The 24,691-nt window shown below is 72.4% G+C and carries 21 protein-coding genes; 12 read left to right on the top strand and 9 right to left on the bottom strand.

The annotated features are described in order from the left end of the window. The first annotated feature begins 142 nt into the window (after positions 1–142). Positions 143–1,564, top strand: a complete 1,422-nt coding sequence (locus tag O1G21_RS34285; protein ID WP_270149217.1) for a TolB-like translocation protein — start codon at positions 143–145, stop codon at positions 1,562–1,564. 138 nt (positions 1,565–1,702) lie between these two features. Here O1G21_RS34285 and O1G21_RS34280 read toward each other — a convergent pair whose 3' ends face one another. The 3 genes from O1G21_RS34280 to tdh all read right to left on the bottom strand — a co-directional run bounded on the left by O1G21_RS34280 (position 1,703) and on the right by tdh (position 5,850). After that, positions 1,703–3,295 carry a CocE/NonD family hydrolase gene (locus O1G21_RS34280; protein ID WP_270149216.1) on the bottom strand — a complete coding sequence of 531 codons (1,593 nt, stop codon included), beginning with the start codon at positions 3,293–3,295 and terminating at the stop codon, positions 1,703–1,705. 303 nt (positions 3,296–3,598) lie between these two features. Further along, complete coding sequence (locus tag O1G21_RS34275; protein ID WP_270149214.1) at positions 3,599–4,792, bottom strand: glycine C-acetyltransferase; 1,194 nt, start codon at positions 4,790–4,792, stop codon at positions 3,599–3,601. A 29-nt stretch (positions 4,793–4,821) separates the two neighbouring features. Then, on the bottom strand, positions 4,822–5,850 hold the full coding sequence (tdh, locus tag O1G21_RS34270; RefSeq protein ID WP_270149213.1) for an L-threonine 3-dehydrogenase: 1,029 nt from the start codon (positions 5,848–5,850) through the stop codon (positions 4,822–4,824). A gap of 475 nt (positions 5,851–6,325) precedes the next feature. Between tdh and O1G21_RS34265 the strand changes: the two genes are divergently transcribed. Next, positions 6,326–7,738 carry a serine hydrolase domain-containing protein gene (locus O1G21_RS34265; RefSeq protein ID WP_270149211.1) on the top strand — a complete coding sequence of 471 codons (1,413 nt, stop codon included), beginning with the start codon at positions 6,326–6,328 and terminating at the stop codon, positions 7,736–7,738. A gap of 63 nt (positions 7,739–7,801) precedes the next feature. Here the strand turns inward: O1G21_RS34265 and O1G21_RS34260 are convergent, their stop codons facing one another. Then, positions 7,802–8,863 (bottom strand): ATP-dependent DNA ligase, encoded by a 1,062-nt coding sequence (locus O1G21_RS34260; protein WP_270149209.1) that lies wholly within the window; start codon positions 8,861–8,863, stop codon positions 7,802–7,804. Between the two features lie 66 nt (positions 8,864–8,929). On the opposite strand from O1G21_RS34260, the gene ligD reads away from it, so the two are divergent. Genes ligD through O1G21_RS34245 form a run of 3 tightly spaced genes read left to right on the top strand, consistent with a single transcriptional unit; the run spans position 8,930 to position 11,273 of the window. Beyond that, positions 8,930–9,943, top strand: a complete 1,014-nt coding sequence (ligD, locus tag O1G21_RS34255; protein WP_270149207.1) for a non-homologous end-joining DNA ligase — start codon at positions 8,930–8,932, stop codon at positions 9,941–9,943. 35 nt (positions 9,944–9,978) lie between these two features. Beyond that, complete coding sequence (locus tag O1G21_RS34250) at positions 9,979–10,581, top strand: class I SAM-dependent methyltransferase (protein ID WP_270149205.1); 603 nt, start codon at positions 9,979–9,981, stop codon at positions 10,579–10,581. A gap of 41 nt (positions 10,582–10,622) precedes the next feature. Then, positions 10,623–11,273, top strand: coding sequence for a GNAT family N-acetyltransferase (locus O1G21_RS34245; RefSeq protein ID WP_270149203.1), 651 nt, complete (start codon positions 10,623–10,625; stop codon positions 11,271–11,273). 19 nt (positions 11,274–11,292) lie between these two features. Here the strand turns inward: O1G21_RS34245 and O1G21_RS34240 are convergent, their stop codons facing one another. The 4 genes from O1G21_RS34240 to O1G21_RS34225 are packed head-to-tail and all read right to left on the bottom strand — an operon-like array spanning position 11,293 to position 13,924. Beyond that, positions 11,293–11,760 (bottom strand): hypothetical protein, encoded by a 468-nt coding sequence (locus O1G21_RS34240; RefSeq protein WP_270149201.1) that lies wholly within the window; start codon positions 11,758–11,760, stop codon positions 11,293–11,295. Then, a complete protein-coding gene (locus O1G21_RS34235) occupies positions 11,753–12,256 on the bottom strand; it encodes a hypothetical protein (protein WP_270149200.1) in 504 nt (167 codons plus the stop codon). Before O1G21_RS34235 ends, O1G21_RS34240 begins: the two co-directional genes overlap by 8 nt. Positions 12,257–12,300: 44 nt before the next feature. After that, positions 12,301–12,681, bottom strand: coding sequence for a hypothetical protein (locus O1G21_RS34230; RefSeq protein WP_270149198.1), 381 nt, complete (start codon positions 12,679–12,681; stop codon positions 12,301–12,303). Between the two features lie 43 nt (positions 12,682–12,724). Further along, positions 12,725–13,924: an 8-amino-7-oxononanoate synthase gene (locus tag O1G21_RS34225; RefSeq protein WP_270149197.1), complete on the bottom strand. Its 1,200-nt coding sequence runs from the start codon at positions 13,922–13,924 to the stop codon at positions 12,725–12,727. Between the two features lie 248 nt (positions 13,925–14,172). Here O1G21_RS34225 and O1G21_RS34220 point away from each other — a divergent pair, with 248 nt between their 5' ends. The 4 genes from O1G21_RS34220 to O1G21_RS34205 all read left to right on the top strand — a co-directional run bounded on the left by O1G21_RS34220 (position 14,173) and on the right by O1G21_RS34205 (position 20,192). After that, entirely contained in the window at positions 14,173–14,598 is a 426-nt protein-coding gene (locus tag O1G21_RS34220; RefSeq protein WP_270149195.1) for a WXG100 family type VII secretion target, read from the top strand. 29 nt (positions 14,599–14,627) lie between these two features. Further along, on the top strand, positions 14,628–16,859 hold the full coding sequence (locus O1G21_RS34215) for a hypothetical protein (protein WP_270149192.1): 2,232 nt from the start codon (positions 14,628–14,630) through the stop codon (positions 16,857–16,859). Between the two features lie 42 nt (positions 16,860–16,901). Further along, a complete protein-coding gene (locus O1G21_RS34210) occupies positions 16,902–17,636 on the top strand; it encodes a hypothetical protein (RefSeq protein ID WP_270149191.1) in 735 nt (244 codons plus the stop codon). Between the two features lie 63 nt (positions 17,637–17,699). Then, complete coding sequence (locus tag O1G21_RS34205) at positions 17,700–20,192, top strand: DEAD/DEAH box helicase (protein ID WP_405000846.1); 2,493 nt, start codon at positions 17,700–17,702, stop codon at positions 20,190–20,192. Positions 20,193–20,247: 55 nt separating this feature from the next. Here the strand turns inward: O1G21_RS34205 and O1G21_RS34200 are convergent, their stop codons facing one another. Continuing rightward, a complete protein-coding gene (locus O1G21_RS34200) occupies positions 20,248–21,135 on the bottom strand; it encodes a hypothetical protein (protein WP_270149188.1) in 888 nt (295 codons plus the stop codon). Positions 21,136–21,371: 236 nt separating this feature from the next. On the opposite strand from O1G21_RS34200, the gene bioB reads away from it, so the two are divergent. Genes bioB through bioD form a run of 3 tightly spaced genes read left to right on the top strand, consistent with a single transcriptional unit; the run spans position 21,372 to position 24,653 of the window. Beyond that, positions 21,372–22,574: a biotin synthase BioB gene (gene bioB / locus O1G21_RS34195; RefSeq protein ID WP_270149187.1), complete on the top strand. Its 1,203-nt coding sequence runs from the start codon at positions 21,372–21,374 to the stop codon at positions 22,572–22,574. A gap of 19 nt (positions 22,575–22,593) precedes the next feature. Further along, positions 22,594–23,898: an adenosylmethionine--8-amino-7-oxononanoate transaminase gene (locus O1G21_RS34190; RefSeq protein WP_270149184.1), complete on the top strand. Its 1,305-nt coding sequence runs from the start codon at positions 22,594–22,596 to the stop codon at positions 23,896–23,898. Then, positions 23,895–24,653 (top strand): dethiobiotin synthase, encoded by a 759-nt coding sequence (gene bioD / locus O1G21_RS34185; protein ID WP_270149182.1) that lies wholly within the window; start codon positions 23,895–23,897, stop codon positions 24,651–24,653. Before O1G21_RS34190 ends, bioD begins: the two co-directional genes overlap by 4 nt. Positions 24,654–24,691 lie beyond the last annotated feature (38 nt).

Genomic DNA, 24,691 nt, shown 5'->3' with positions numbered 1-24,691 from the left:
GCGCCCGTACCACCGGTGGCGTATTTCGGGCGGAGATCGCTTCGGGCCGTTGACCGCCCGGGCCGGGCGGCGATTGGCTCATGAACGAGCCGGGCCGCGGGGGAGACGCGGGCCCGGCACTCGTCATCAGGGGAGGAAGTCCATGACCACCGCACGTTCCCGCCGCCGGCTGGCCCGCGCCGCCTGCGTCCTGGTCGCCGCCGTCGTGGCCGGTGCCGCGATGCCCGCCGCCGAGGCCCGTCCGCCCAAGGGCGACACCGCCCGGGTCAGCGAGGGCGCCAAGGGCGAGCAGCTCAACGGCCGCTCGTACGCACTCGGCCTGAGTGCCGACGGCCGCACCGCGCTGTTCGCCTCGGCCGCGACCAACCTGCTGCCCGGCGGCGGCACCCCGAACGACTCCGAGATCTACGTCAGGGACCTGCGCAACGGGCACGTCCAGCGGGTCAGCGTCGCCGACGACGGTTCCCGGCTGAACGCCGGCACCGCGGCCGGCTCGATCAGCGGAGACGGCCGGTACGTCGCCTTCACCACCGCCGCCACCAACGTGGTGCCCGGCCAGGTCAAGCACCCGAGCGACGTCTTCGTCCGCGACCTCTGGACCGGGCGCACCGAGCTGATCACCACGGGCAACCTCACCACCGGCGACGACGAGTCCATCCGCACCGTCGACAGCCCCAGCCTGAGCTGGGACGGCCGCTACGTCGTCTACGCCTCCAACCGCACCGACCTGGCCCCGGGGGTGCGCCGCGGCAAGGAGAACGTCTTCGTCACCGACCGCTGGACCCACACCACCCGGCTGATCAGCACCGGCTTCGGCGGCAGCACCGCCGACAACAACTCCTTCGACCCGAGCATCAGCGCGGACGGCCGCACCGTCGGCTTCACCTCCCGGGCCGGCAACCTCCTCCCGCCGCCCGCTACGGACGCGGCAGCGACGGGCCCGGGCGCGACGGACCCGGCCTCCTCGGCCTCCCCCTCGGCGGCCGGGACGGCCCAGCTCGCCGGGCAGCGCTTCTACCCGTACTACGTCTGGAAGGCCGACACCGGCACGGTCACCGGCGCCAGCCTGGACGACACGGGCGCCCTGGTCGGCGCCGCCGCCGGCCCCCGGATCAGCCTCGACGGCCGCTACGCCCTCTACGGCCTGCCGGTCCCCGTCGTCCTCCGGTCCGGCATGCACGGCTACCGGATGGACCTCTACGCCCGCGAGCTGGCCACCGGCAGGGTCACCCGGGTCAGCACCTTCCTGCCCGGCACCACGACCACCGGCAGCTCCTTCCGGCCCGTCATGACCTACGACGACCGCTGGGTCTACTTCGACTCCGACGCGGACAACCTGGTCCCCGGCGACACCAACCAGCAGACCGACGTGTTCCGCCGCGACCTGTGGACCGGACGGGTCGAGCGGGTGAGCGTCACCGAGGACGGCTCGCAGAGCACCGGCACCTCCTACGACCCGTACGTCGACGCCACCGGTGACACCGTGGTCTTCACCGCGGACGACGCCAACCTGGTACCGGGTGCCACCAACACCTTCACCGACGTGTTCCTGCGCCGTCAGTGAGCTGCCCGGCGCGGGGGCGGGTCACGGCCCGGCCCCGCGCCGCTTACAACAGTTGACGTAGATGCCGATCGAATCCATCCCAGCTGTTGACCCACGGTCCGCCCGAGCAGCCGGGCGGGCTGTGCTGGGAGGCGAACGTCAGCGGACCGGCAGCGAGACGTCCGCCGGACCGAAGGTCACCGTGCTGCCCTTCGGTGTCTCGCCGCCGTACAGGTCGTCATGGGTACCGAGCACGAGCGTGAGCCGGTGGCCGGCCGGCAGGTCGTACGCGGCGGGGAACAGCGTCACGTCCAGCGGGAAGGACCGGCCCGCCTGCCGTCCGCTCCAGCTCTGCGGGGCGTGCGCGATCAGGCGGCCGACGCCGAGGGCGTCCGTGTCGTAGAGGTACGCGACGGCCGTGCCCTGGGGCGCGGAGGCGGTGACGGTGGTGTGCACCCGGGCGGCTCCGCGCACGGAGAGGCCCTTCCAGTACGGCTGCGACCGCCGGACGGCCGCGGCGTCGCGGTCGAGCAGGGGCACCAGGGTGGTCGGCGGCTGGTGCAGCCACTGGTCGACCAGGCCGGAGAGCAGCACGACGCCGCCGCTCGCGCCGGAGGGCTCGTCGCCGCGGACGGTGGAGGTTTCGCCGAAGGTCAGTTGCTCGGTACGGGAGTTGACGGAGCTCCAGTCCGGGTACGCCTCGTGGGCGCCGGTCGGGCGGACCTCCAGGTCGACTCCGTCGCGGGCGCCCGCGGTGCCCTTGAGACCGCCCGATCCCTTGAGGTACCGGTCGAGCCAGGCCCGGGCACCGTCCCAGGTGGCGTTGGAGAAGCCGAGCAGGCCGGTGAACTCCTGGCTGGCGTGGTCGCCCGGGCGCAGTTCGAGGCGCTTGGGGACGGTGAGCTTCTGGTAGAAGTCGGTCATCTGGCCGGGGTTGAAGAAGCTGTCGCTCCAGCCGTTGGCGAGGTAGACGGCGGTGCCGTTGGCGTTGATCCGGTCCAGGTAGGTGGCGGGCGAGCGGACGTTCGCCCACTTGACCACCTCGGGCAGGTCGCGGTCGGCGAACAGGTCGTCCAGGGCGGTCGCGAACTCCGGGCTCTTGCGGCCGGTCAGGCCCTCGATCGTGGCCAGCCTGGTGGCGGCGGAGGTGTGCCGGGTCTGCCCGCTGTACAGCGCGTCGGTCAGGTCGGCCCAGCCGCTCAGCGAGGCGACGGCCTTGATCCGCGGGTCGAACGCGGCTCCGAGGAGCGTGAGGCCGCCGCCGAGCGACAGTCCGATCATGCCGACCCGGTCGGGGTCCGCCGGGGTGTGGGCGAGCGCCCAGTCGATCACCGTCGAGATGTCGGCGACGTCCTTGGGCCCGGCGACGTCCACCTCCCCGCCCGAACCCCAGAAGCCGCGCACGGTGTACGTCACGACGACGTACCCGGCGGCGGCGAAGCGGTGCCCCTGGGCGACGTACTCCAGGTCGTTCTGCCCCCAGCTCGCCGGCTGCACCACCACCGGGTAGCGACCCTGGGCATCCGCGCCCGGCGTCCCGGCGGGCGGGATGAACACGTCGGCCTTGAGGACGACCCCGTCCGCGGCGGTGATGTCCGCCAGCCGGAAGCCGCCGAACGCCGCCGGTGCAGCACTCAACACCGGTGCCGCGACGGCGGGTTGGGCCACCACCGCCCCCGCGCCGAGCCCGAGTGCCGCGACGAGGACCGCGCTCACTGCCCGGTGACCGCCAGTCCGGTGGGGTCGTGCCATCACGCTCTGCTCCTTCTGTTCACCCGATGTGATCGCGGCGAGCCTAACGATCTGACGGCGGCTCGGGGGAGGTGATGATCAGCCAAATTACTGGCCGGTAACGTGCAGTGGCACCGGAACCGCGAACGGGGGTGGGACGCCGGTGCGGGCCGGCGTCCCACCCCCGAAGCGGGAGGGTGGGGCAGGTGGTTGGTGACCGTGCGGCGGGGGGTGAATCGATTTCGCCACCGCCGCACGGAGATTGTGAGCCCGCGGGCCGGTCCGGTTCCGAGCGGTCCGGCCCGCGGGCGGTCTATCGGGCGGTCACTCCCCCAGCGCGGCGCGCGCGTCCACGAAGGCGGCGACGGCGCGCTCGACGTCCTCGGTGGAGTGCGCGGCGGACAGCTGCACCCGGATCCGGGCCTGGCCGTGCGGGACGACCGGGTAGGAGAAGCCGATCACGTACACGCCGCGCTCCAGCAGGAGTTCGGCGAGCCGCCCGGCCTTGGCCGCGTCGCCGATCATCACCGGGGCGATCGGGTGGTCGCCCGGCAGGATCTCGAAGCCGGCCTCGGTCATCTTGGTGCGGAACAGCGCGGTGTTGGCCGCCAGCTTCTCGCGCAGCTCGTTGGACTGCTCGACCAGGTCGAGCACCTTCAGCGAGGCGGCCGCGATCACCGGGGCCAGCGAGTTGGAGAACAGGTACGGGCGGGAGCGCTGGCGCAGCAGGGCGACGATCTCACGGCGGGCGGCGACGTAGCCGCCGGAGGCGCCGCCGAGCGCCTTGCCCAGGGTGCCGGTGATGATGTCCACCCGGTCCATCACGCCGTGCAGTTCGGGGGTGCCGCGGCCGCCGGCGCCGACGAAGCCGACGGCGTGCGAGTCGTCGACCATGACCATGGCGTCGTAGCGGTCGGCCAGGTCGCAGATCTCGCGCAGCGGGGCGACGTAGCCGTCCATCGAGAAGACGCCGTCGGTGACGATCAGGCGGCGGCGGGCGTCCTGGGTCTCCTTGAGCTGCTGCTCCAGGTCGGCCAGGTCGCGGTTGGCGTAGCGGTGGCGGCGGGCCTTGCTGAGCCGGATGCCGTCGATGATGCTGGCGTGGTTGAGCGCGTCGGAGATGACGGCGTCGCGGTCGTCCAGCAGGGTCTCGAAGACGCCGCCGTTGGCGTCGAAGCACGAGGAGTAGAGGATGGTGTCCTCCTGGCCGAGGAAGGCCGAGAGGCGGTCCTCGAGCTCCTTGTGCACGTCCTGGGTGCCGCAGATGAAGCGGACCGAGGCCATGCCGTAGCCCCAGCGGTCCAGCGCGTCCTTCGCCGCGGCGAGCACCTCGGGGTGGTCGGCCAGGCCGAGGTAGTTGTTGGCGCAGAAGTTGAGCACCTCGCCCGGGCGGCCGCCACCGGTGACGGTGACCGCGGCGCTCTGCGGGGTGCCGATGACCCGCTCCGGCTTGAACAGGCCGGCCTCGCGGATCTCGTCGAGGGTGGCGGCGATGTCGGCGCGCACGTTGTCGAACACAACAGGCTCCTTTGGCGTCAGCGGGGTGCTCAGGCGGTCCAGTCGAGGATGATCTTGCCGCAGTTGCCGCTCGCGGCGTCGTCGAAGGCGGCCTCGAAGTCGGTGGCGGCGTAGCGGCCGGTGATCACCGGGCTGAGGTCCAGGCCGCCCTCCAGCAGCACGGACATCGCGTACCAGGTCTCGAACATCTCGCGGCCGTAGATGCCCTTGATGGTGATCATCGAGGTGACGATGCGCGCCCAGTCGACGGCGAAGTCGTCGGCGGGCAGGCCCAGCATGGCGATCTTCCCGCCGTGGGTCATGTTGGCGATCATCGACTGCATCGCCTCGGGGCGGCCGGACATCTCCAGGCCGACGTCGAAGCCCTCGCGCAGGCCCAGCTTCTGCTGGCCCTCCTCGATGGTGTGCTCGGCGACGTTGAGCGCCAGCGTCACGCCGACCTGGCGGGCCAGGTCGAGGCGGTACGGGGAGACGTCGGTGATCATCACGTTGCGGGCGCCGGCGTGCTTGGCGACCGCGGCGGCCATGATGCCGATCGGGCCGGCGCCGGTGACCAGCACGTCCTCGCCGACCAGCGGGAAGGACAGCGCGGTGTGCACGGCGTTGCCGAAGGGGTCGAAGATCGCGGCCACGTCGAGGTCGACCGGCACCCGGTGCACCCAGACGTTGGAGGCGGGCAGCGCCACGTACTCGGCGAAGGCGCCGTCGCGGTTGACGCCCAGGCCGATGGTGTTGCGGCACAGGTGGCGGCGGCCGGCCAGGCAGTTGCGGCACTTGCCGCAGACCAGGTGGCCCTCGCCGCTGACCAGGTCGCCGATCGCGATGTCCGCGACGCCGGCGCCCAGCTCGGCGACCTCGCCGACGAACTCGTGACCGAGGACGAGCGGGGTCTTGATGGTCTGCTGCGCCCAGCCGTCCCACTTGCGGATGTGCAGGTCGGTGCCGCAGATGCCGGTCCGCAGCACCTTGATCAGCACCTCGCCGGGGCCGATCTCGGGCTTGGGGACGTCCATCAGCCAGAGCCCCGGCTCGGCGTTGTGCTTGACGAGTGCCTTCACGGGCGACGGCTCCTGACGTGCGGATCGGGGGACGGCCTCCGGGTGCGGGCGAGGCCGAGGGCGCGGTTCGGCCGCTCCTGACGGGCACGCTCCGGCAGGCAGAAATCTGCCTGGTGGGAGGGGGTGCGGTCCATCGAGGAATTCTTAAGGGCGGCCACAGCTGGGCTAAACGATCGTGCCCGAGCTGGGGCCGAGGGCGGTCGCGGCATGCCGGTGCTCACCCGTCCGGCCGAGCGCGGGGCATCGGCGGCGACACCAACCGGCCGTCGCATCCGGGTACCTGACAAGGAGTCGCCAGCGGGAGCGGCCACCCGGGTGGGGGTCGGGCCCGTTCGGGCCAGCCGGGCCGCCACCGGCGCGCGGGCCCCCGACGGCGGTGCTTACGGTGGCGACGCTCCCCTGCGGCCCCGTGGAGCAGGCGCTCCGGGGCCCGTTTCAGCAAAGGGCCCTTCGCCCCAGAGAGGCGCCTCGACCCATGACCAAGCCCCGACGGCCGCGCCCGGCCGCTGTCCGCACCGCCGGCCGCGCGACCGCCGCCGCCCTGGCCCTGACCGGCCTGCTCGCCACCGCGGCCTGCTCCGGCGACTCGAAGCCCGCCCCGCGGGCCGCCGACCCGGCGGTCATCGCCGAACCCGCCGCGCTCAGCCCCTCGCCCAGCTCCTCGGCGACCGCCTCGCCGAGCCCGGGGAACGCCTCCTCCGGCGCGGTGGTGCCGCTGACCCCCGACGTCACCTCCCGGCTGGACGCCGCGATCCAGCGGGTGATGAGCCAGGCCTCTGTCCCCGGCGTCTCGGTCGGGCTGATCACGCCCGGCGGCACGTACCAGAAGTCCTTCGGCGTCGCCGACAAGTCCGCCGGGACGCCGATGGACCCGGGGCTCTTCACCCGGATCGGCAGCGAGACCAAGACCTACACGGCGACAGCCGTGCTGCGCCTGGTGGACCAGGGCAAGGTGGCCCTGGACGACCCGATCTCCAAGTACGTCGACGGCGTCCCCGGCGGCGACGGGATCACCGTCCGCCAGCTCGGCGACATGCGCAGCGGGCTGTTCCCGTACAGCTCCGACCCGGACTTCGTCAACGACCTGATCAGCGACCCGCAGCACGTGTTCACCCCGGACCAGCTGCTCGCCTACGGCTACAAGCACCCCGCCGTCTTCCCGCCCGGCACCAAGTTCCAGTACAACAACAGCAACTACATCCTGCTGGGCAAGCTGATCGAGAAGGTCGGCGGGCAGTCGGCCGGCGACTTCCTGAAGGCCCAGGTGTTCTCGCCGGCCTCGCTCGCCAAGACCAGCTTCCCCACCGACGGGACCCTCCCCGACCCGCACGCCCACGGCTACACCAACCAGACGCCCGACGGGTCGATCCAGGACGCCACCAACTGGAACCCGTCCTGGGCGTGGACCGCCGGGGCGGTCATCACCCAGCTCGCCGACCTGGAGAGCTGGGCCAAGACCGTGGCCACCGGCGGGATCATCAGTCCGGCCAGCCAGGCCGAGCGACTGAAGACCCTGCCGACCGGCGACCCGGGCGTCAGCTACGGCTTCGGGCTGTTCAACAACAACGGCTGGATCGGGCACAACGGCTCGATGCCGGGCTACGAGAGCGTGGCCGTCTACCTGCCGGACGCCCAGAGCACCTTGGTGCTGCTGCTCAACACCGATGTGCTGTACCAGGGTTCGGAGCCTTCGTCGCTGTTCGCGAACGAGATCACCAAGATCGTCTCGCCGAAGAACGTCTACTCCGTCCCGCCGGCGACCCCCGCGCCCTCGGCTCCGGGCTCGGCCTCCGGCTCCCCGTCGGCCGGCTCCCCGTCGACCGGCGCCTCGGGCAGCGGATCGCCCTCGCTCCCGTCCGGCACCTCCCCCGCCACCGTGCGGTCCTGACCGCCTGGCGCTGCGCCGGAGGCCCGACCCGTTGCCCCGGGTCGGGCCTCCGGCTGCGTGCCGTCAGATCCCCAGCACCTGGCCGAGGTCGTATGAGACCGGCTCCTCCAGCTGCTCGTAGGTGCAGCTCTCCGGCGTGCGGTCCGGCCGCCAGCGGCGGAACTGCGCGGTGTGCCGGAAACGGCTGCCCTCCATGTGGTCGTACGCCACCTCGACCACCCGCTCCGGGCGCAGCGCGATCCAGGACAGGTCCTTGCCGCCGGTCCAGCGGCTGACCGCCCCCGGCAGCCGGCCCTCGGCGTGCGCGGCCTCCTCCGCCCAGGCGCCCCACGGGTGTTGGGAGAGGTCGTCCATCCTGAGCGGGGCCAGTTCCTCGACCAGTTCGCGGCGGCGGGCCATCGGGAAGGCCGCGCAGACGCCGACGTGCTGGAGCTTGCCCTGCTCGTCGTGGAGGCCGAGCAGCAGCGAGCCGACCACCGGGCCGCTCTTGTGCTCGCGGTAGCCGGCCACCACGCAGTCGGCGGTGCGCTCGTGCTTGATCTTGTACATGGTCCGCTCGCCCGGCCGGTACGGCTGGTCCAGCGGCTTGGCCACCACCCCGTCCAGCCCGGCGCCCTCGTACTCGGCGAACCAGCTCTCGGCGACGTCGCGGTCGGTGGAGGCGGGGGCGGTGAAGACCGGGTCCGCTACCCCGGCCAGCGCCGCCTCGAGCGCCGGGCGGCGCACCGAGAGCGGCTCGTCGACGAGCGAGTCGTCACCGAGGGCGAGCAGGTCGAAGGCGACGAATGAGGCGGGCGTCTGCTCGGCGAGCAGCTTCACCCGGCTCGCCGCCGGATGGATCCGCTCCAGCAGCTCCTCGAAGCGCAGCCGCCCCTCCCGGGCGATCACCACCTCGCCGTCCAGCACGCAGCGCGGCGGCAGCTCCCGCCGGAAGGCCTCCACCAGCTCGGGGAAGTACCTGGTCAGTGGCTTGCCGGTGCGGCTGCAGAGCTCCACCTCGTCGCCGTCGCGGAACACGATCGTGCGGAAGCCGTCCCACTTGGCCTCGTACTGCATCCCCGGCGGGATCTTGGCCACCGACTTGGCGAGCATCGGCTCCACCGGCGGCATCACGGGCAGGTCCATGAGTCCCAGACTCGGGCCAACGGGCTCGGGGCGCGCGCCGGGCGCCGCGCCCTTACGGTGAGGGGCATGGGCTCCGCCGTCGAACTCGAAGTCGCCGGGCGCACCGTCCGGCTGTCGAACCCGGACAAGGTGTACTACCCCGAGCGCGGCCTCACCAAGCTGGACGTCGCGCAGTACTACCTGGCCGTCGCCGACGGGGTGCTGCGCGGACTGCGCGACCGGCCCACCACCCTCCAGCGCTTCCCGGACGGGGTCGACGGCGAGTTCTTCTACCAGAAACGAGCACCCAAGGGCCTGCCGGACTGGCTGCCCACCGCCCGGATCGACTTCCCCAGCGGCCGCTCCGCCGACGAGATCTGCCCCACCGAACCGGCCGCCGTGCTGTGGGCCGCCAACCTGGGCTGCCTCACCTTCCACCCCTGGCCGGTCCGGCGCACCGACACCGACCACGTCGACGAGCTGCGCATCGACCTCGACCCCCAGCCCGGTACCGACTTCCGCGACGCCGTCCACGCCGCCCACGAGCTGCGCGCCCTGCTCGAGGAGCACGGGCTGCGCGGCTGGCCCAAGTCCTCCGGCGGGCGCGGCCTGCACGTCTACGTCCCGCTGGTGCCCGAGTGGACCTTCACCGACGGCCGGCACGCCGTGATCGCCCTCGGGCGGCTGCTGGAACAGCGGATGCCCGGGAGGGTCACCACCGCCTGGTGGAAGGAGGAGCGCGGCGAACGGATCTTCGTCGACTACAACCAGATGGCCCGCGACCGCACCATCGCCTCCGCCTACTCCCTGCGCGCCCGCCCCCGCGCCACCGCCTCCACCCCGCTGCGCTGGGAGGAGCTGGACGACGCCGCCCCGGAGGACTTCGACCTGCGGACGGTGCCCGCCCGCTTCGCCGAACTCGGCGACCTCAACGCGGAGATGGACGACCACGCCTACCGGCTGGACGGCGTGCTGGAGCTGTACCAGAAGCAGCTGCACGACGAGGGCCTCGGCGAACTCCCGTACCCGCCCGACCACCCGAAGGCGGCGGGCGAACCGACCCGGGTCCAGCCGAGCCGGGCTCGCAGGAAGTCGGCCTAGTCCGCCGGTTCAGTGCGCCGGTCTAGTCTGACCGGATGCCCTTCGACCACAACGACCACTACCACCGGTTACTGCTGCGCTCCTTGCCGCCCGGCGCCCGCCGCGCCCTGGACGTCGGCTGCGGCACCGGCACCTTCGCCCGGGCGCTCGCCCGGCGCGGTCTCGAGGTGGACGCCGTCGACCGCGACACCGTCGTGATCACCGCCGCGCAGTCGCGCGGTGACTCCTCACGGATCCGGTACCGGCAGGCGGACCTCACCACGCTCGAACTGCCGCCCGGTCACTACGACTTCATCTCCAGCCTGGCCAGCCTCCACCATCTGCCGCTCGACACCCTCGCCCGGCTGCGCGACGCCCTGGCGCCCGGCGGGGTGCTGGTCGTGCTGGGCTGCTACCGGGAGACCACGGCCGGGGACCGGTTGCTCAGCCTGGCGGCGGTGCCGGTGAACGCGGTCTTCCGGCTGGCCGTGTACCTGCGCGAGCGCGGCGCCCCGCCGAGCCGCGTGCAGGCCCCGGTCACGATGCCGAAGACCTCGCTCCCCGAGATCCGGGCGTACGCGGCGCAGCACCTGCCGGGGTTCCGACTGCGCCGACTGCTGTTCTGGCGGTACCTGTTGGCGTATCACCGCAGCCGGTGATCAACTGGGCCGGACGACTTTTCCGGGAGGGGATGGGGAGCATGGGCGTGCGGGGGCTGGCGGAGATCCTGGCGGACGCGGCGGGCGGGGTGTTCCCGCCGCCGGACGGGTCGGTCACGGTGGTGCCGCAGCCGTCGCCGCGTGAGGCGGGGGTGACGGCCTTCGCGGCGCACGCCGCGGTGTTCACCGACGAGGATCCGGACTGGGTGCGCGAGACGCTCGCCGCCACCCCCGGCGACCCGCTGTCCGCGCCGCTCTGCCCGCCCTTCCTGACCGCCTTCGCCGAGCGCACCGGGCGGACCGTCAACAACATCGACCTGCTCACCGTCGCCGACCGCCTCCCCGGCGCCCCGCCGCTGCCGCTCACCCCGGTCGGGGACCGCGAACACCCCCGCGTGGTACGGGCGTTGCGCTACCGCGAGGACGTCCGGGTGTACGAGACCGACGGCGGCGTGCTGATCCTCGGCCGCGGCGTGGCGGGCCGGTGGGAGACCGCCGTCGAGGTGGACCCGCACGCCCAGGGCCGCGGCCTGGGCCGCGCCCTCGCCACCGCCGCCCGCCACCTGCTGCCGGAGGGCGGGACCGTCTGGGCCCAGCAGGCACCCGGCAACGCCCCCAGCGTCCGCGCCTTCCAGGCGGCCGGCTACCGGCCGGTCGGCGCGGAGGCGCTGCTGGTGCTGGGGCAACCGTAGGGCTTCGGGGTCCTGGGGGTCACCGCACCAGGACCCGGTCGGTTTCGCGGTCGTACTGCAGGAACGGGGTGTCGCCGCTCCCGGCGTACGTCGGCACCGACCTGCCGAGCCGCCGTCCGACCGCGGCCAGGAACTCGCACAGCACGTCCAGTCCTTCCTGGCCGCGGAGCCGGTCGACATCGACGTCGAAGTCGATCCGCTCCGCACTGCGGAACCGGAAGACCGCCCCGACCTCCGGGCCCGGCCGCACGCTCAGCACCGGGCGCGCGGATCCGGCCGGCCAGGAGAGGACCTCCTCGGCCCGGGGCAGCGGCACCTCGAAGCAGCCCACGACGAACGTAAGGGCCCAGCCCTGCTCCACCACCAGGTCCAGCACGGCCTGCCAGTCCGCCGTTGTGGTGTCCGCGACGCACCCGTCCGGCAGCCAGCCGTCGCGGACCGGATCGAGCAGCCATGCGGCGTGGTCGTCCCAGCGCAGATCAGCCATCCCGCCGCCCTGCCTCCGGCGGTGTCCACAACACCCGGACCCGGTCGGCTTCGACGTCGTACCCGAGGAACGGCTCCCGGGTGTCGCCCTGGTAGAACATCGGCACCGACTTGCCGAGCCGGCGCCCGATCGCGGCCAGGAACCCGCAGAGGACGTCCAGCCGTTCCTGGCCCTGTAGTTCGCGGAGGTCGACGTCGAAGTCGATCTCCTCCTCACCGAGGAACCGGAAGATCGCGCAGACCTCCGGGTCCGGCCACACGCGCAGGTTCGGGCACTCGGCGCCGGACGGCCGGGACAGCACCGTCTCGGCCCGGGGCAGCGGCAGCACCGTGTCGCCCTCGGAGTACTCGAAGGCCCAGCGCTGCTCCACCACCAGGTCGAGCAGCGCCTGCCAGTCCGCCGTCGTCGTGTCCGCGACGTACACGTCCGGGAGGTAGCCCCCGTCGGACGGATCGAGCAGCCACGCGACGTGGTCGTCCCAGAGCAGATCAGCCATCCCGTCATCCTGCCTTCCGGGACCGCTCCCGCCGAGCGGTTTTCTCAGTCGCCCACCGGCTGCGGACGTCGCGCTTCGACCGGCACCTCGGTCTCCTGGCCCGCCCGCTGACCGCCGGAGGCCAGTGCGCACAGCGCCGCCAGGAGCGCGAAGCCGGCTGCGACGAGCGGGAGTCGGGCGAGCAGTCCGGCCGCCCCGGGGACGGACGGCAGACGCCCGGCCAGACCGCCGATGGTGATCAGGGCGAGCAGCGCCACGAACCCGAAGGCCCAGCGCCAGGAGGCAAGCGCCCCGATCTCGTTGCCGAGCGGAACGCCGAGCGCGATCGCGCTGGTCATGTCGGCGTACACGACCGCCAGCGCCCGGCCGCCCAGCACCGCCAGCGCGCCGTAGAAACGGCGGGAACAGCAACGGATCCGGGCCACCGTCCGGCGGACGGCGGCCCGGATCGCGTCGAAACCTGAAGGCCTAGCCCCGCGCACCCGCCGGGGCCAGCTCGGCGATGATCCGGACGGCGTCCGCGATCTGCGCGTCGGTGAGGTCCCCGCGGGCGGTCAGGCGCAGCCGGGAGACGCCGTCCGGGACGGACGGGGGCCGGAAGCAACCGACCGCGAGGCCCGCCCGGCGGCAGTCGGCGGCCCAGGCGACGGCGGCCTCCGGGCCCGGGGCGCGGACCGAGACCACGGCCGCGTCCGGCTCGCAGGCCCGCAGACCGGCGGCGGTGAGCCGGGCGGCGAGGCTGCGGGCGACCTCGCGGGCCCGCTCGGCGCGCTCCGGCTCGGCCCGCAGCAGCCGCAGGGCGGCGAGGGCGGCGCCGGCGGCTGCCGGGGCCAGACCGGTGTCGAAGATGAAGGTGCGGGCGGTCTCGGTCAGGTGCTGGATCACCCGGCGCGGGCCGAGCACCGCGCCGCCCTGCGAACCGAGCGACTTGGACAGCGTCACGGTGGCGACGGTGTCCGGCTGCCCGGCCAGCCCGGCCGCCGCCAGCGCGCCGCGCCCGCCGGGGCCGAGCACGCCCAGCCCGTGGGCGTCGTCCACCAGCAGCGCGGCGCCGTGCGCCCGGACGGCCTCGGACAGCCCGCGCAGTGGCGCCGCGTCCCCGTCCACCGAGAACACCGAGTCGGTGACCACCAGCGCCCGCCGCTGCGCCCGCCCGGCCAGCACCTCGGCGACCGCCGCCGGGTCGCTGTGCGGGGCCCGGTGCACGTCGGCGCGGGCGAGGCGGCAGCCGTCGATCAGCGAGGCGTGGTTGTAGGCGTCGGAGACGATCAGGGTGTCCGGGTCGGTCAGCGCGGTGAGCGCGGCCAGGTTCGCCGTGTACCCGGAGGAGAACACCAGCGCGGCCTCCACCCCGCAGAACTCCGCCAGCTCCTCCTCCAGTTCGGTGTGCAGCGCGGTCGTCCCGGTCACCAGCCGCGACCCCGTCGCACCCCCGCCCCACCGCAGCGCCGCCTCCCCCGCCGCCCGGGTCACCACCGGGTGCCTGGTCAGCCCCAGGTAGTCGTTCCCGGCCAGGTCCAGCACCGGATCCTCCGCCGCCCGGCTGCGCAACGTACGGGTCAGCCCGGCGTCGGCGCGCAACGCGGCGGCCTCGTCGAGCCAGTCGAAGACGTCCGCCGGGGCCGGCGCGGCGGCGGGGCGGGTCTGGGAGGCGAGAGAGTTGACCATGCCCGGCACTCTGACACGCCTCCCGAGCCCCGATCAATGTGCGACTCGGCACAGCCCCGGCGTGCTGTTTTTGTGGCGTTCATCTTGAATTCATTTGAATTACAGATCCCAGACACCGAAACTCTGTCACTTCGACTGAATTCGACAGCTCTGCAGCCACCCCCAATGACTCGACAATATTTTCGATACACTCCACGTCGTTCTTCACCTGGGGGCAAGAAGTGACAGACCTTGAGTTCGAGCGTCGAATGAACCCGTGGCTCTTCGACGACAAGGGCAATCTGACCGAAGAAGCGAAGAAGCGGTTTCCGGACCTGGCCGGCGCCAACGCCGCCCCGGTCTCGCTGAATCCGGCCGGCGGCGGGAAGACCGTCACGGTCAACACCGGCGTGCTCCAGCAGGCCGCCCAGAACGCCTTCTCCCTGCGGGACTCCGTCAAGTCCGAGTGCGACCAACCTGGCGAGCACGTGACCGCCGCCGCCGGTGCGCTCAAGGGCTGGGCCCTCGGCACCGTACTCCCCGCATCCTGGGCAACGTGGTCCACCCAGGCCGACGCCCTGAAGGGGACGGTCGGAGATATCGGCACCAACCTCCAGACCACCGCGCAGGCGTACATCCAGACCGAGTCCGACATCCACGCCAGCTTCAACAAGCCGCAGAGCGCCAAGAGCTAGCACCGCGCACGGGGGAAAGCAGTACGATCATGGTGACATTCAGCCAGCTCCAGCAGGTCGACCTCAGCAGCCTCAACTCGGCGGCGGGCGACTTCGAGGCCCTGGTCCGCAAGTGGGACCTCACCCAGCGGATGCAGAACGAGGTCATCGGCACCATCACGCAGTCCGGCTGGCACGGTGACGCCGCCGGCCTCGCCAACGCCAAGCTCACCTGGGCCCGCGACCAGATCCACGCCGCCTTCGAGGAGGCCTCAGCGCTGGCCAAGGCCCTTCGGGACGCCCACACCGAGATCACGGCCGCCAAGCAGGACCTCACCAATGCCGTGCACAACGCCACCACGGTCGGCCTCACCGTCAACAGCGAGGGCGCGGTGAGCTGGCCCGCGCCCACGACCGAGGAGGACAAGCGCGACCCGGACTACGGCAAGAGCTGGAAGGCCAAGGCCGATTCGGCGGCCAAGGCCATCGGCGACGCGATCGACCGCGCCACCGAGGCCGACCTCGACGCTGCCAGGGCCCTGGGCGACGACACCGGCAGTGACGGCACCGCCTTCAACGCCAATCCGGCCGGCGGCATCCCGGAGGAGGAGGCCAAGGCGGCCACCTACATCCTCAGCCTCGGCGACAAGGCCAGCGACGCCCAACTCAAGCACCTCCAGAGCATCCTGGACCACCACGACAGCGACCCGCGCTTCGCCACCTCCTTCTACGGCAACCAGGACCCGGCGACCTTCCTGTCGAAGTACGGTGCCATGGCGCAGAGCGGGGACTACGCCAACAGTCCGGCCCGCTCCGCCGCGATCAAGGGCATCCAGAAGGACCTGGGCCTCACCCTGGCCACCGCGACCGACACCAAGCAGCCGCTGCACGTCTCGGACGACTGGGAGACCAAGCTGCGCGCGGCCGGTGCCAAGCAGATCCCCGTCCCGGCGGGCGCCGACCCGGCGCACAGCCCGTACGGCTACCAGATCATGGCCAACCTGTTGCGCAACGGGAAGTACGACCCGCACTTCATCAACCCGATCGCGGAGCACGTCACCCAGCTCACCGAAGAGAACCCGATGCGCTGGGACGCGGCCACCAAGGCCACCTACCCGTTCACCGAGCTCAAGTTCATCGGCGTGCCCGACAAGGACGGGAACCTGCGCGGCATCAACCCGATGTCCGCCGTCCTGGAAGGCCTCGGTCACAGCCCCGAGGCGGCCACCAAGTTCTTCCACGATCCGGCGACCACCTACAACCCGGACGGCACGGTCAAGAGCACCGGCGGCGCGAACACCTACCTCAAGACCCTCACCGACAACGGCACCCGCTCTCTCCTGCTCGACCAGCAGTACCCGCCCCGGCCGAACCCGGGCACCGCCGACCCCTTCGACGTCACCTCCCTCGGCCACGCCCTCGAGGCCGCCACCACCGGCCGGGCGTACGACGACGTGCACGGCAAGTTCCCTCCGCACACCAGCGACATGAACGCCGTCATGCAACAAGTCGTGACCAGGTTCGGCACCGGCGACGGTCCGGACGCCCTCAACGGGGGACGGTTCGCGAACCTCAACGGCAGCCTCGGCAACATGACCGCCAACTACATGGGCGACATCCAGGGCGCCCTGGAAGGGCCGGGCTCCAACTCGCACCTGTTCAAGGCGGGCGAGGTCGAGCGACTGCTGGGCACGCTCGGCCGGAACCCGGACGCCTACGCCTCGATCGCTGCCGGGCAGCAGGCCTACACCACTGCCCAGATCCAGGACGTGCTGGCCCACCCCGAGCTGCACAAGGACCTGGCCGTGGCGATCGAGAACATCGCCAAGCCGGCCGGCCAGGTCAACGGCCTGATCACCAGCGCCATGGTCGACGCGATCTACGACAAGCACACCGCCAGCGACGCCCAGTTCAACGGCGCCATCGACACCAAGCGGGAACTCGCCGGCCAGCTCTGGTCGTTCGCCGGCGACGCGATCAAGGAGAGGGCCCCCCTGATCGGCGAGGGCGTCGACTACGTGGCCAACCAGATCATGGACAACGTTGCCGCCGGCTACAAGGTCGACACCCACGACGCCGCGAGCGACGAGGCCGTCACGGCGAAGCAGAACGCCGAGACCAACGCCCAGCAGGCGATCATCAACGCGGTCCGCGACGCCGGCCGCAATACGGGCGCCGACCCGAACTACATCGACGACGTGGCCCGACGGGCCGCGCAGGAGGAGAACACCGGCTACGGCAGCGGCAGGGACTCCTTCGGAACCGCGTTCCCCAAGAAGTAGACCCCGAACGCCACACCCCAGGCCCACCGAGAGCATTGAGACATGGCTGACGTCGCCCACATCATCCCGCCGTCCCCGGACGACCCGCCCCGGCGCCGGTCCCGGGTCCGCCCCTGGCACGCCGCCGTCGCCCTCGTGGCGGCGGCGGCCGTGGGCGGCGGGTTGTGGGCGTGGAAGCCGTGGCAGGAGGTGGAGCTGCCGCAGAGCGCCTGCTGGTCCCAGGTCACCAGGGACGAGCTCAAGGTGCTCGCGGGCCCGGACGGCCGTGGCTACGAGGGCGCCCGCCAGGACCGGATGGCAACCCCGTCGGCCCCGGTCAACGGCGACCGGTACGGCAAGTGCGAAGTCTGGTGGGCCGGGCAGCACAGAACGGCCGACGTCCTTCTGTCGGCAACCGTCTCCCCCGCCTACGACGGGATCGACGCCGACCGGCAGAAGGACACCCGGGAGGCCGGTCGCACCACGCCGCTGGACTTCGGCCCCGACACAGTGGGCTGGGTGGCCGACGCGGGCGGCGACAAGTCTCCCCGGGTGCGGTTGTACGTCCGATGCGACGGCTACCAGCTACCGGCGGAGCTCCGTAAGGGCGAGGCCGACCCGGCGTACGTCCAGGTCTCCGTCGAAGGCGAGCCCTGGGTCTCCACCTCGCCCCGTGCCAGGATCCGGCAGACGTACGCCGATGTCGCCCTGAAGATCGCGCGGGCCGCCCCGGGCGCGTACAGGTGCGCCAACACCCCCCAGCTCGTCTCCACCGCCCCGACCGTTCCCGTCGCGTGATCCCGGGCTTTGCCCGGGGTGGCGGCGAGCAGGCAAGATAGCCGGGTGACCCTCCTTGATCTGATGCCGAAGCCCGCCACCCCCGACGCGCTGTACGAGACGTTCGCAGCCTGGGCGGAGGAGCGTGGGATCACGCTGTACCCGGCGCAGGAGGAGGCGCTGATCGAGCTGGTGTCCGGGAACAACGTGATCCTGGCGACGCCGACCGGCTCGGGCAAGAGCCTGGTGGCGGCGGGGGCGCACTTCGCGGCGCTGGCGGAGGGGCAGCGGACGTTCTACACGGCGCCGATCAAGGCGCTGGTGTCGGAGAAGTTCTTCGACCTGGTGAAGATGTTCGGCACCGAGCAGGTCGGCATGATGACCGGCGACGCGAGCGTGAACCCGACCGCGCCGATCATCTGCTGCACGGCCGAGGTGCTGGCGCAGATCGCGCTGCGGGACGGTGAGCGGGCGGACATCGGCCAGGTGGTGATGGACGAGTTCCACTTCTACGCCGAGCCGGACCGCGGCTGGGCCTGGCAGATCCCGCTGCTGGAGCTGCCGCAGGCGCAGTTCCTGCTGATGTCCGCGACGCTCGGTGACGTCCGCCGCTTCGAGGAGGACCTGACCCGCCGCACCGGCCGCCCGACCACGGTGGTGCGCAACGCGACCCGCCCGGTGCCGCTGTTCTACGAGTACCGCCGCACCACCCTGCACGACACCCTGGAGGAGCTGCTGCAGACCGGCCAGGCGCCGGTCTACGTCGTGCACTTCACGCAGAAGGAGGCGGTGGAGCGGGCGCAGTCGCTGATGAGCATCAACATGTGCTCGAAGGCGGAGAAGGACGCCATCGCCGAGCTGATCGGCAACTTCCGGTTCACCACCAAGTTCGGCCGCAACCTGTCCCGTTACGTGCGCCACGGCATCGGCGTGCACCACGCGGGCATGCTGCCGAAGTACCGCCGGCTGGTCGAACGCCTCGCCCAGGCGGGCCTGTTGAAGGTGATCTGCGGCACCGACACGCTCGGCGTCGGCGTCAACGTGCCGATCCGCACGGTGCTGTTCACCGCCCTGTCGAAGTACGACGGACAGCGCGTGCGCATCCTGCGCGCCCGCGAGTTCCACCAGATCGCCGGGCGCGCGGGCCGGGCCGGCTTCGACACCGTGGGCCAGGTGGTCGCCCAGGCGCCGGAGCACGTGATCGAGAACGACAAGGCGATCGCCAAGGCCGGGGACGATCCGAAGAAGAAGCGCAAGGTGGTGCGGAAGAAGGCGCCGGAGGGCTTCGTCGGCTGGACCGAGGAGACCTTCGACAAGCTGATCGCCGCCGACCCGGAGCCGCTGGTCTCCCGGTTCAAGGTGAGCCACGCGATGCTGCTGTCGGTGATCGGCCGCCCGGGCAACGCCTTCGAGGCGATGCGCAAGCTGCTCACCGACAACCACGAGGACAGGTCCGCCCAGCGCCGGCACATCCGCACCGCGATCGCCATCTACCGCTCGCTGCTGGAGGGCGGCGTGGTGGAGCGGCTGCCGGAGCCGGACGCCGAGGGCCGGATCGTCCGCCTCACCCTGGACCTCCAGGAGAACTTCGCGCTCAACCAGCCGCTGTCCACCTTCGCGCTGGCCGCCTTCGAGCTGCTCGACCCGACCTCGCCGTCCTACGCGATGGACGTCGTCTCCGTCGTCGAGGCGACCCTCGACGACCCGCGCCAGATCCTCGCCTCGCAGCAGAACAAGGCGCGCGGCGAGGCCGTCGGCGAGATGAAGCGGGACGGCATCGAGTACGAGGAGCGGATGGAGCGGCTCCAGGAGATCACCTACCCGAAGCCGCTGGAGGAACTGCTCACCCACGCGTACGAGGTGTACCGCCGGGCGCACCCGTGGATCGGCGACCACCAGCTCCAGCCGAAGTCCGTGGTGCGGGACCTGTACGAGCGGGCGATGACCTTCACGGACTACGTCGGCTTCTACGAGCTGGCGCGCACCGAGGGCATCGTGCTGCGCTACCTGGCCGGGGCGTACAAGGCGCTGGAGCAGACCGTCCCCGAGGACGTGAAGACCGACGACCTGAAGGACGTCATCGCCTGGCTCGGCGAGCTGGTCCGCCAGGTCGACTCCAGCCTGCTGGACGAGTGGGAGCAGCTGGCCAACCCGACCGAGCCGCAGGCCGCCGAGGTCACCCTGGACGACAAGCCGGCTCCGGTCACCGCCAACGCCCGCGCCTTCCGGGTGCTGGTGCGCAACGAGATGTTCCGCCGGGTCGAGCTGTGCGCGCTGGAGCACTGGGACGAGCTCGGCGAGCTGGACGGCGAGTACGGCTGGGACGCGGACCGCTGGGCGGACGCCATGGACGGCTACTGGGACGAGTACGACGACCTGGGCACCGGCCCGGACGCGCGCGGCCCCAAGATGCTGATCATCGAGGAGGAGGACTCCGCCTGGAAGGTCCGGCAGATCTTCGACGACCCGGAGGGCGACCACGACTGGGGCATCAGCGCCGAGGTCGACCTGTACGGCTCGGACGAGGAGGGCCGGGCGGTGCTGCGGGTGACCGCGGTGGACCGGCTCGGGGGCTGACCTTCCGCCAAAAGGGGCCCGGCGCGACGAGTTGCGCCGGGCCCCTGGCCGTCCGTCACATCCAGACGAACGGCTGGCCCGCCGCGTAGGACAGCGCCCGGGTGGCCTCGTCCAGGTTCGGCTCGCCGCCGGTGCCCGAGGCGGTCGGCGTCGGGGTGGTGGCGCCGGGGGTGCCCGGGGTGGCGGTGCCGGCCTGGTGGGCGTCGCCGGGACGGGAGCTGGTGACGGTCACGTAGTGGCCGACCGCCTCGATCCGCGGCTCGCTGCCCGGCTTGGCGCTGCCGGCGGAGGGGGCGGGCGCGATGTTGGTGTCGGCGAGGATGAAGGCGACCGCGCCGGGCTTGGCGCGCAGGGCCTCGGCGGCCTTGGCGGCGGCGGACTGGTCGGTGAAGCGCAGCAGGGTGACGCTGCTGAGCACCGGGTGGTCGACACCGGTGAAGCTGACCGTCAGATAGGCCCGACAGCCGCTGTCCCGGAGCAGTTCCTGGGTGCGGTCCTGGAGCACCTCGTCGCACTGCTCGCCCTGCCGGATGCCGTTGCGCCGGGCCTTGTAGCCGATGGCCTCGACCGTGCGCTGGGCGGGGAAGAGGTTGTCGGCGTTGAGGGCCTCGGGGTCGGTGGTCGGCGGCGGGGCGCCCACCACCGGGGGCGTGCGGGCGGAGTCCTTGGTGGAGGGGCCGAGGCCGGGTATGTAGTCGCCGGGCGTCGGGCGGGTGATGATCCATCCGCCGGCCACGACCACGCCCACCACGACGACCCAGCCGACCGCCCGGCGGCCGGTCAGCCGCCAGCCGCGCCTGCTGCGCGCGGTACCGTCGGCCGCGGTGCTCCCGGCCGCAGTGGCCTCGGCCGAAGTGCCCGCGGCGCCCGCGCCGGTCCGCTGTCCTGCCCGGCCGTCCTGGCCCTCTCCCGGAGTCGGGGTGCGCTCCCCCTGCGTGGTCATGGCGCAGATTCTAAGCACCCTCCGGGTGGCCTGGATCACGGGGTCGGGGGTTGTCGATCTTCGCCCCGCACGCCACTTCGCTACCCGCCGGTAACCGTCCTCCCCGACCCCCGTCAAGCGCGTGACCAGCGCCGACGCCGTGAGCTTCGACACTGTGGCAATCGGCACATCCTTCCGGGGATCTTCTGGTGGGTTTGCTCTGGCGTCATTCGAGCGCCAGCAGGCAGGATCGGCCCATGGATCTGCTCGATACCCTCACCAGCAAGGGCCTGCGCGGCGAAGTCCCGACCCGCGAGGAGGCCCTGGCCGTCCTCTCCACCACCGACGACGAGCTGCTCGACGTGGTGGCCGCCGCCGGCAAGGTGCGCCGCCGCTGGTTCGGCCGCCGGGTCAAGCTCAACTACCTGGTGAACCTGAAGAGCGGGCTCTGCCCCGAGGACTGCTCCTACTGCTCCCAGCGGCTGGGGTCCAAGGCCGAGATCCTCAAGTACACCTGGCTCAAGCCGGAGCAGGCCGCCGACGCCGCCCGTGCCGGGGTGGCCGGCGGCGCCAAGCGGGTCTGCCTGGTCGCCAGCGGCCGCGGCCCGACGGACCGTGACATCGACCGGGTCACCGACACCATGGCCGCCATCAAGGACGCCGACCCCGAGGTCGAGATCTGCGTGTGCCTCGGCCTGCTCTCCGACAACCAGGCCGAGCGGCTCAAGGCGGCCGGCGCCGACGCCTACAACCACAACCTCAACACCTCCGAGGGCACCTACGGCGACATCGCCACCACCCACACCTACGCGGACCGGGTGGACACCGTGCAGAAGGCCCACGGCGCCGGGCTGTCCGCCTGCTCCGGCCTGATCGCCGGCATGGGCGAGAGCGACGAGGACCTGGTCGACGTGGTGTTCGCGCTGCGCGAGCTCGGCTCGGACTCCGTCCCGGTCAACTTCCTGATCCCCTTCGAGGGCACCCCGCTCGCCAAGGAGTGGAACCTGACCCCGCAGCGCTGCCTGCGCATCCTGGCGATGGTCCGCTTCGTCAACCCCGACACCGAGGTGCGGATCGCCGGCGGCCGCGAGGTGCACCTGCGCTCGATGCAGCCGCTCGGGCTGCACATCGCCAACTCGATCTTCCTCGGCGACTACCTCACCAGCGAGGGCCAGGCCGGTCAGGCCGACCTCGACATGATCAAGGACGCCGGCTTCGAGGTCGAGGGCGCCGGCGAGGCCACCCTGCCGCGCCACCGCGCGGACATCGCGTCGGCCGCGTCCGGCTCCTGCGGGACGGCGGCCTCGGCCTGCGGCAGCGGCGGCGGCTGCGGCCCGTGCGGCGGACACTCCCACTCGGAGCCCGCGCTGGTCGAGCAGGGTGCGGACGACGAGCTGCGCAGCGACCTGGTCAAGGTCCGCCGCCGCGGCGCCGGCACCGAACTCGCCCCCAACGCCTGACCACCGGGGAGAACTCACCATGTCCCAGCTGTCCGCGGACACGCTGCTCGCCCTCGACCGGGCGCACGTCTGGCACCCGTACGGGCCGATGCCCGGCACCGTCACCCCGTACGTGGTCGAATCCGCCTCGGGCGTCAGACTCCGCCTCGCCGAGCCCGTCGCGGACGGGCGGCGCGAGCTGGTCGACGGGATGTCGTCCTGGTGGGCGGCCATCCACGGCTACCGGCACCCGGTGCTGGACGAGGCGGTGCGCGAGCAGCTGGGACGGATGAGTCACGTGATGTTCGGCGGGCTCACCCACGAGCCGGCCGTCCGGCTGGCCGCCCGGCTGGTGGAGATCACCCCGGAGCCGCTGCAGCACGTATTCCTCGCCGACTCCGGCTCGGTGGCGGTCGAGGTCGCCATGAAGATGTGCCTGCAGTACTGGCAGTCGACCGGGCGGCCGGAGAAGCGCCGGCTGCTCACCTGGCGCGGCGGCTACCACGGCGACACCTTCCACCCGATGTCGGTCTGCGACCCGGACGGCGGGATGCACCACCTGTGGGGCGGGGTGCTGCCCGGGCAGCTCTTCGCGCCCCAGCCGCCGGCCGGCTTCGACGCCCCGCTCGACGCCGAATACGCCGCCCGTTTCGAGGAGTTGATGGAGCGTCACGCGGACGAGCTGGCGGCCGTCATCGTCGAACCGGTGGTCCAGGGCGCCGGCGGGATGCAGTTCCACTCCCCCGCCTACCTGCGGATGCTGCGCGAACTCTGCGACCGGTACGGGGTGTTGCTGGTCTTCGACGAGATCGCCACCGGCTTCGGCCGCAGCGGCGCACTGTTCGCCGCCGACCACGCGGGCCTCTCCCCCGACGTGATGTGCCTGGGCAAGGCCCTCACCGGCGGGTACCTGACCCTCGCCGCCGCGCTGTGCACCAGCGAGATCGCCGACGGGATCAGCCGCGGCGAGATGCCGGTCCTCGCCCACGGCCCGACCTTCATGGGCAACCCGCTGGCCTGCGCGGCCGCCAACGCCTCGCTGGACCTGCTGCTCGGGCAGGACTGGGCGGTGGAGGTCAAGCGCATCGAGACCGGGCTGGTCGAGGGGCTCACGGCTGCCCGGGACGTTCCGGGCGTGCGCGACGTACGGGTCCAAGGCGCCATCGGCGTCGTGCAGTTGGACCACCCGGTGGACGTCCCGGCGGCGACCGAGGCGGCGGCCCGCGAGGGCGTCTGGCTGCGGCCGTTCCGGGACCTCGTCTACACCATGCCCCCGTACGTCTCCCAGGACGAGGACATCGCGCGGATCACCGCCGCCGTGACCGCCGCGGCGGTGGCCGGATGAACGCGCGCATCCTGTTCGTGACGGGCACCAACACCGACGTCGGCAAGACCGTCGCCACGGCGGCCGTCGCCTCGGCGGCACTGCGGGCCGGGCGGAAGGTCGCCGTCCTCAAGCCCGGGCAGACCGGCGTCGGACCGGGCGAACCCGGCGACGCGGACGAAGTCGCGCGCCTGGCCGGTGAACTGACGATCCGTGAGCTCGTACGCTACCCGGAGCCGCTGGCACCCGACACCGCCGCCCGGCGGGCCGGGCTGCCGTACCTCGCCCCCGCCGAGGTGGCGACGGCGGTCGCCGAACTGGCCGCCACCCACGACCTGGTGCTGGTCGAGGGCGCGGGCGGCCTGCTGGTCCGCTACGACGACCAGGGCCGTACGCTGGCCGACCAGGCCCGGGCCGTCCTCGACGCCGGCCTCCCGGCCGAGGTGCTGCTGATCGCCTCCGCCGGGCTCGGCACCCTCAACATCGTCGCGCTCACGGCGGAGGCCCTGACGGCCCGCGAACTCCCGCTGGCCGGCGTCCTGGTCGGCTCCTGGCCGAGCGCCCCCGGCCTCGCCGAACGCTGCAACCTCGCCGACCTGCCGCGCTCGGCCGGCGCCCCGCTGCTCGGCGCCCTGCCGGAACGAGCGGGCGCAGCCGACGACTTCGCGGCGCTCGCGCTCTCGTCCCTGGCACCTGAGCTGGGCGGCAACTGGGACGCGGAGCACTTCGCACACGTCCACCGGCCGGAACAGGGTCCGCTTCGCTCGAAGGTGTGAAGCCCGTCCCCGAACCGTGCGTCCGGGGGTACCGGCTC

Source organism: Kitasatospora cathayae, from assembly GCF_027627435.1.
Classification (GTDB): domain Bacteria; phylum Actinomycetota; class Actinomycetes; order Streptomycetales; family Streptomycetaceae; genus Kitasatospora; species Kitasatospora cathayae.
The sequence above is the reverse complement of the archived record's forward strand: the minus strand, read 5'-3'. Positions and strand labels throughout refer to the sequence as shown.

Coding starts and splice junctions, on each gene's coding strand:
- O1G21_RS34215 (WP_270149192.1), top strand. CDS start 14,628: ATGGTGACATTCAGCCAGCTCCAGCAGGTCGACCTCAGCAGCCTCAAC.
- bioB (WP_270149187.1), top strand. CDS start 21,372: ATGGATCTGCTCGATACCCTCACCAGCAAGGGCCTGCGCGGCGAAGTC.
- O1G21_RS34205 (WP_405000846.1), top strand. CDS start 17,700: ATGCCGAAGCCCGCCACCCCCGACGCGCTGTACGAGACGTTCGCAGCC.
- O1G21_RS34200 (WP_270149188.1), bottom strand. CDS start 21,135: ATGACCACGCAGGGGGAGCGCACCCCGACTCCGGGAGAGGGCCAGGAC.
- O1G21_RS34285 (WP_270149217.1), top strand. CDS start 143: ATGACCACCGCACGTTCCCGCCGCCGGCTGGCCCGCGCCGCCTGCGTC.
- O1G21_RS34240 (WP_270149201.1), bottom strand. CDS start 11,760: ATGGCTGATCTGCGCTGGGACGACCACGCCGCATGGCTGCTCGATCCG.
- O1G21_RS34210 (WP_270149191.1), top strand. CDS start 16,902: ATGGCTGACGTCGCCCACATCATCCCGCCGTCCCCGGACGACCCGCCC.
- ligD (WP_270149207.1), top strand. CDS start 8,930: ATGGGCTCCGCCGTCGAACTCGAAGTCGCCGGGCGCACCGTCCGGCTG.
- O1G21_RS34220 (WP_270149195.1), top strand. CDS start 14,173: ATGAACCCGTGGCTCTTCGACGACAAGGGCAATCTGACCGAAGAAGCG.
- O1G21_RS34190 (WP_270149184.1), top strand. CDS start 22,594: ATGTCCCAGCTGTCCGCGGACACGCTGCTCGCCCTCGACCGGGCGCAC.
- O1G21_RS34250 (WP_270149205.1), top strand. CDS start 9,979: ATGCCCTTCGACCACAACGACCACTACCACCGGTTACTGCTGCGCTCC.
- bioD (WP_270149182.1), top strand. CDS start 23,895: ATGAACGCGCGCATCCTGTTCGTGACGGGCACCAACACCGACGTCGGC.
- O1G21_RS34245 (WP_270149203.1), top strand. CDS start 10,623: ATGGGCGTGCGGGGGCTGGCGGAGATCCTGGCGGACGCGGCGGGCGGG.
- O1G21_RS34260 (WP_270149209.1), bottom strand. CDS start 8,863: ATGGACCTGCCCGTGATGCCGCCGGTGGAGCCGATGCTCGCCAAGTCG.
- O1G21_RS34280 (WP_270149216.1), bottom strand. CDS start 3,295: ATGGCACGACCCCACCGGACTGGCGGTCACCGGGCAGTGAGCGCGGTC.
- O1G21_RS34265 (WP_270149211.1), top strand. CDS start 6,326: ATGACCAAGCCCCGACGGCCGCGCCCGGCCGCTGTCCGCACCGCCGGC.
- O1G21_RS34235 (WP_270149200.1), bottom strand. CDS start 12,256: ATGGCTGATCTGCTCTGGGACGACCACGTCGCGTGGCTGCTCGATCCG.
- O1G21_RS34225 (WP_270149197.1), bottom strand. CDS start 13,924: ATGGTCAACTCTCTCGCCTCCCAGACCCGCCCCGCCGCCGCGCCGGCC.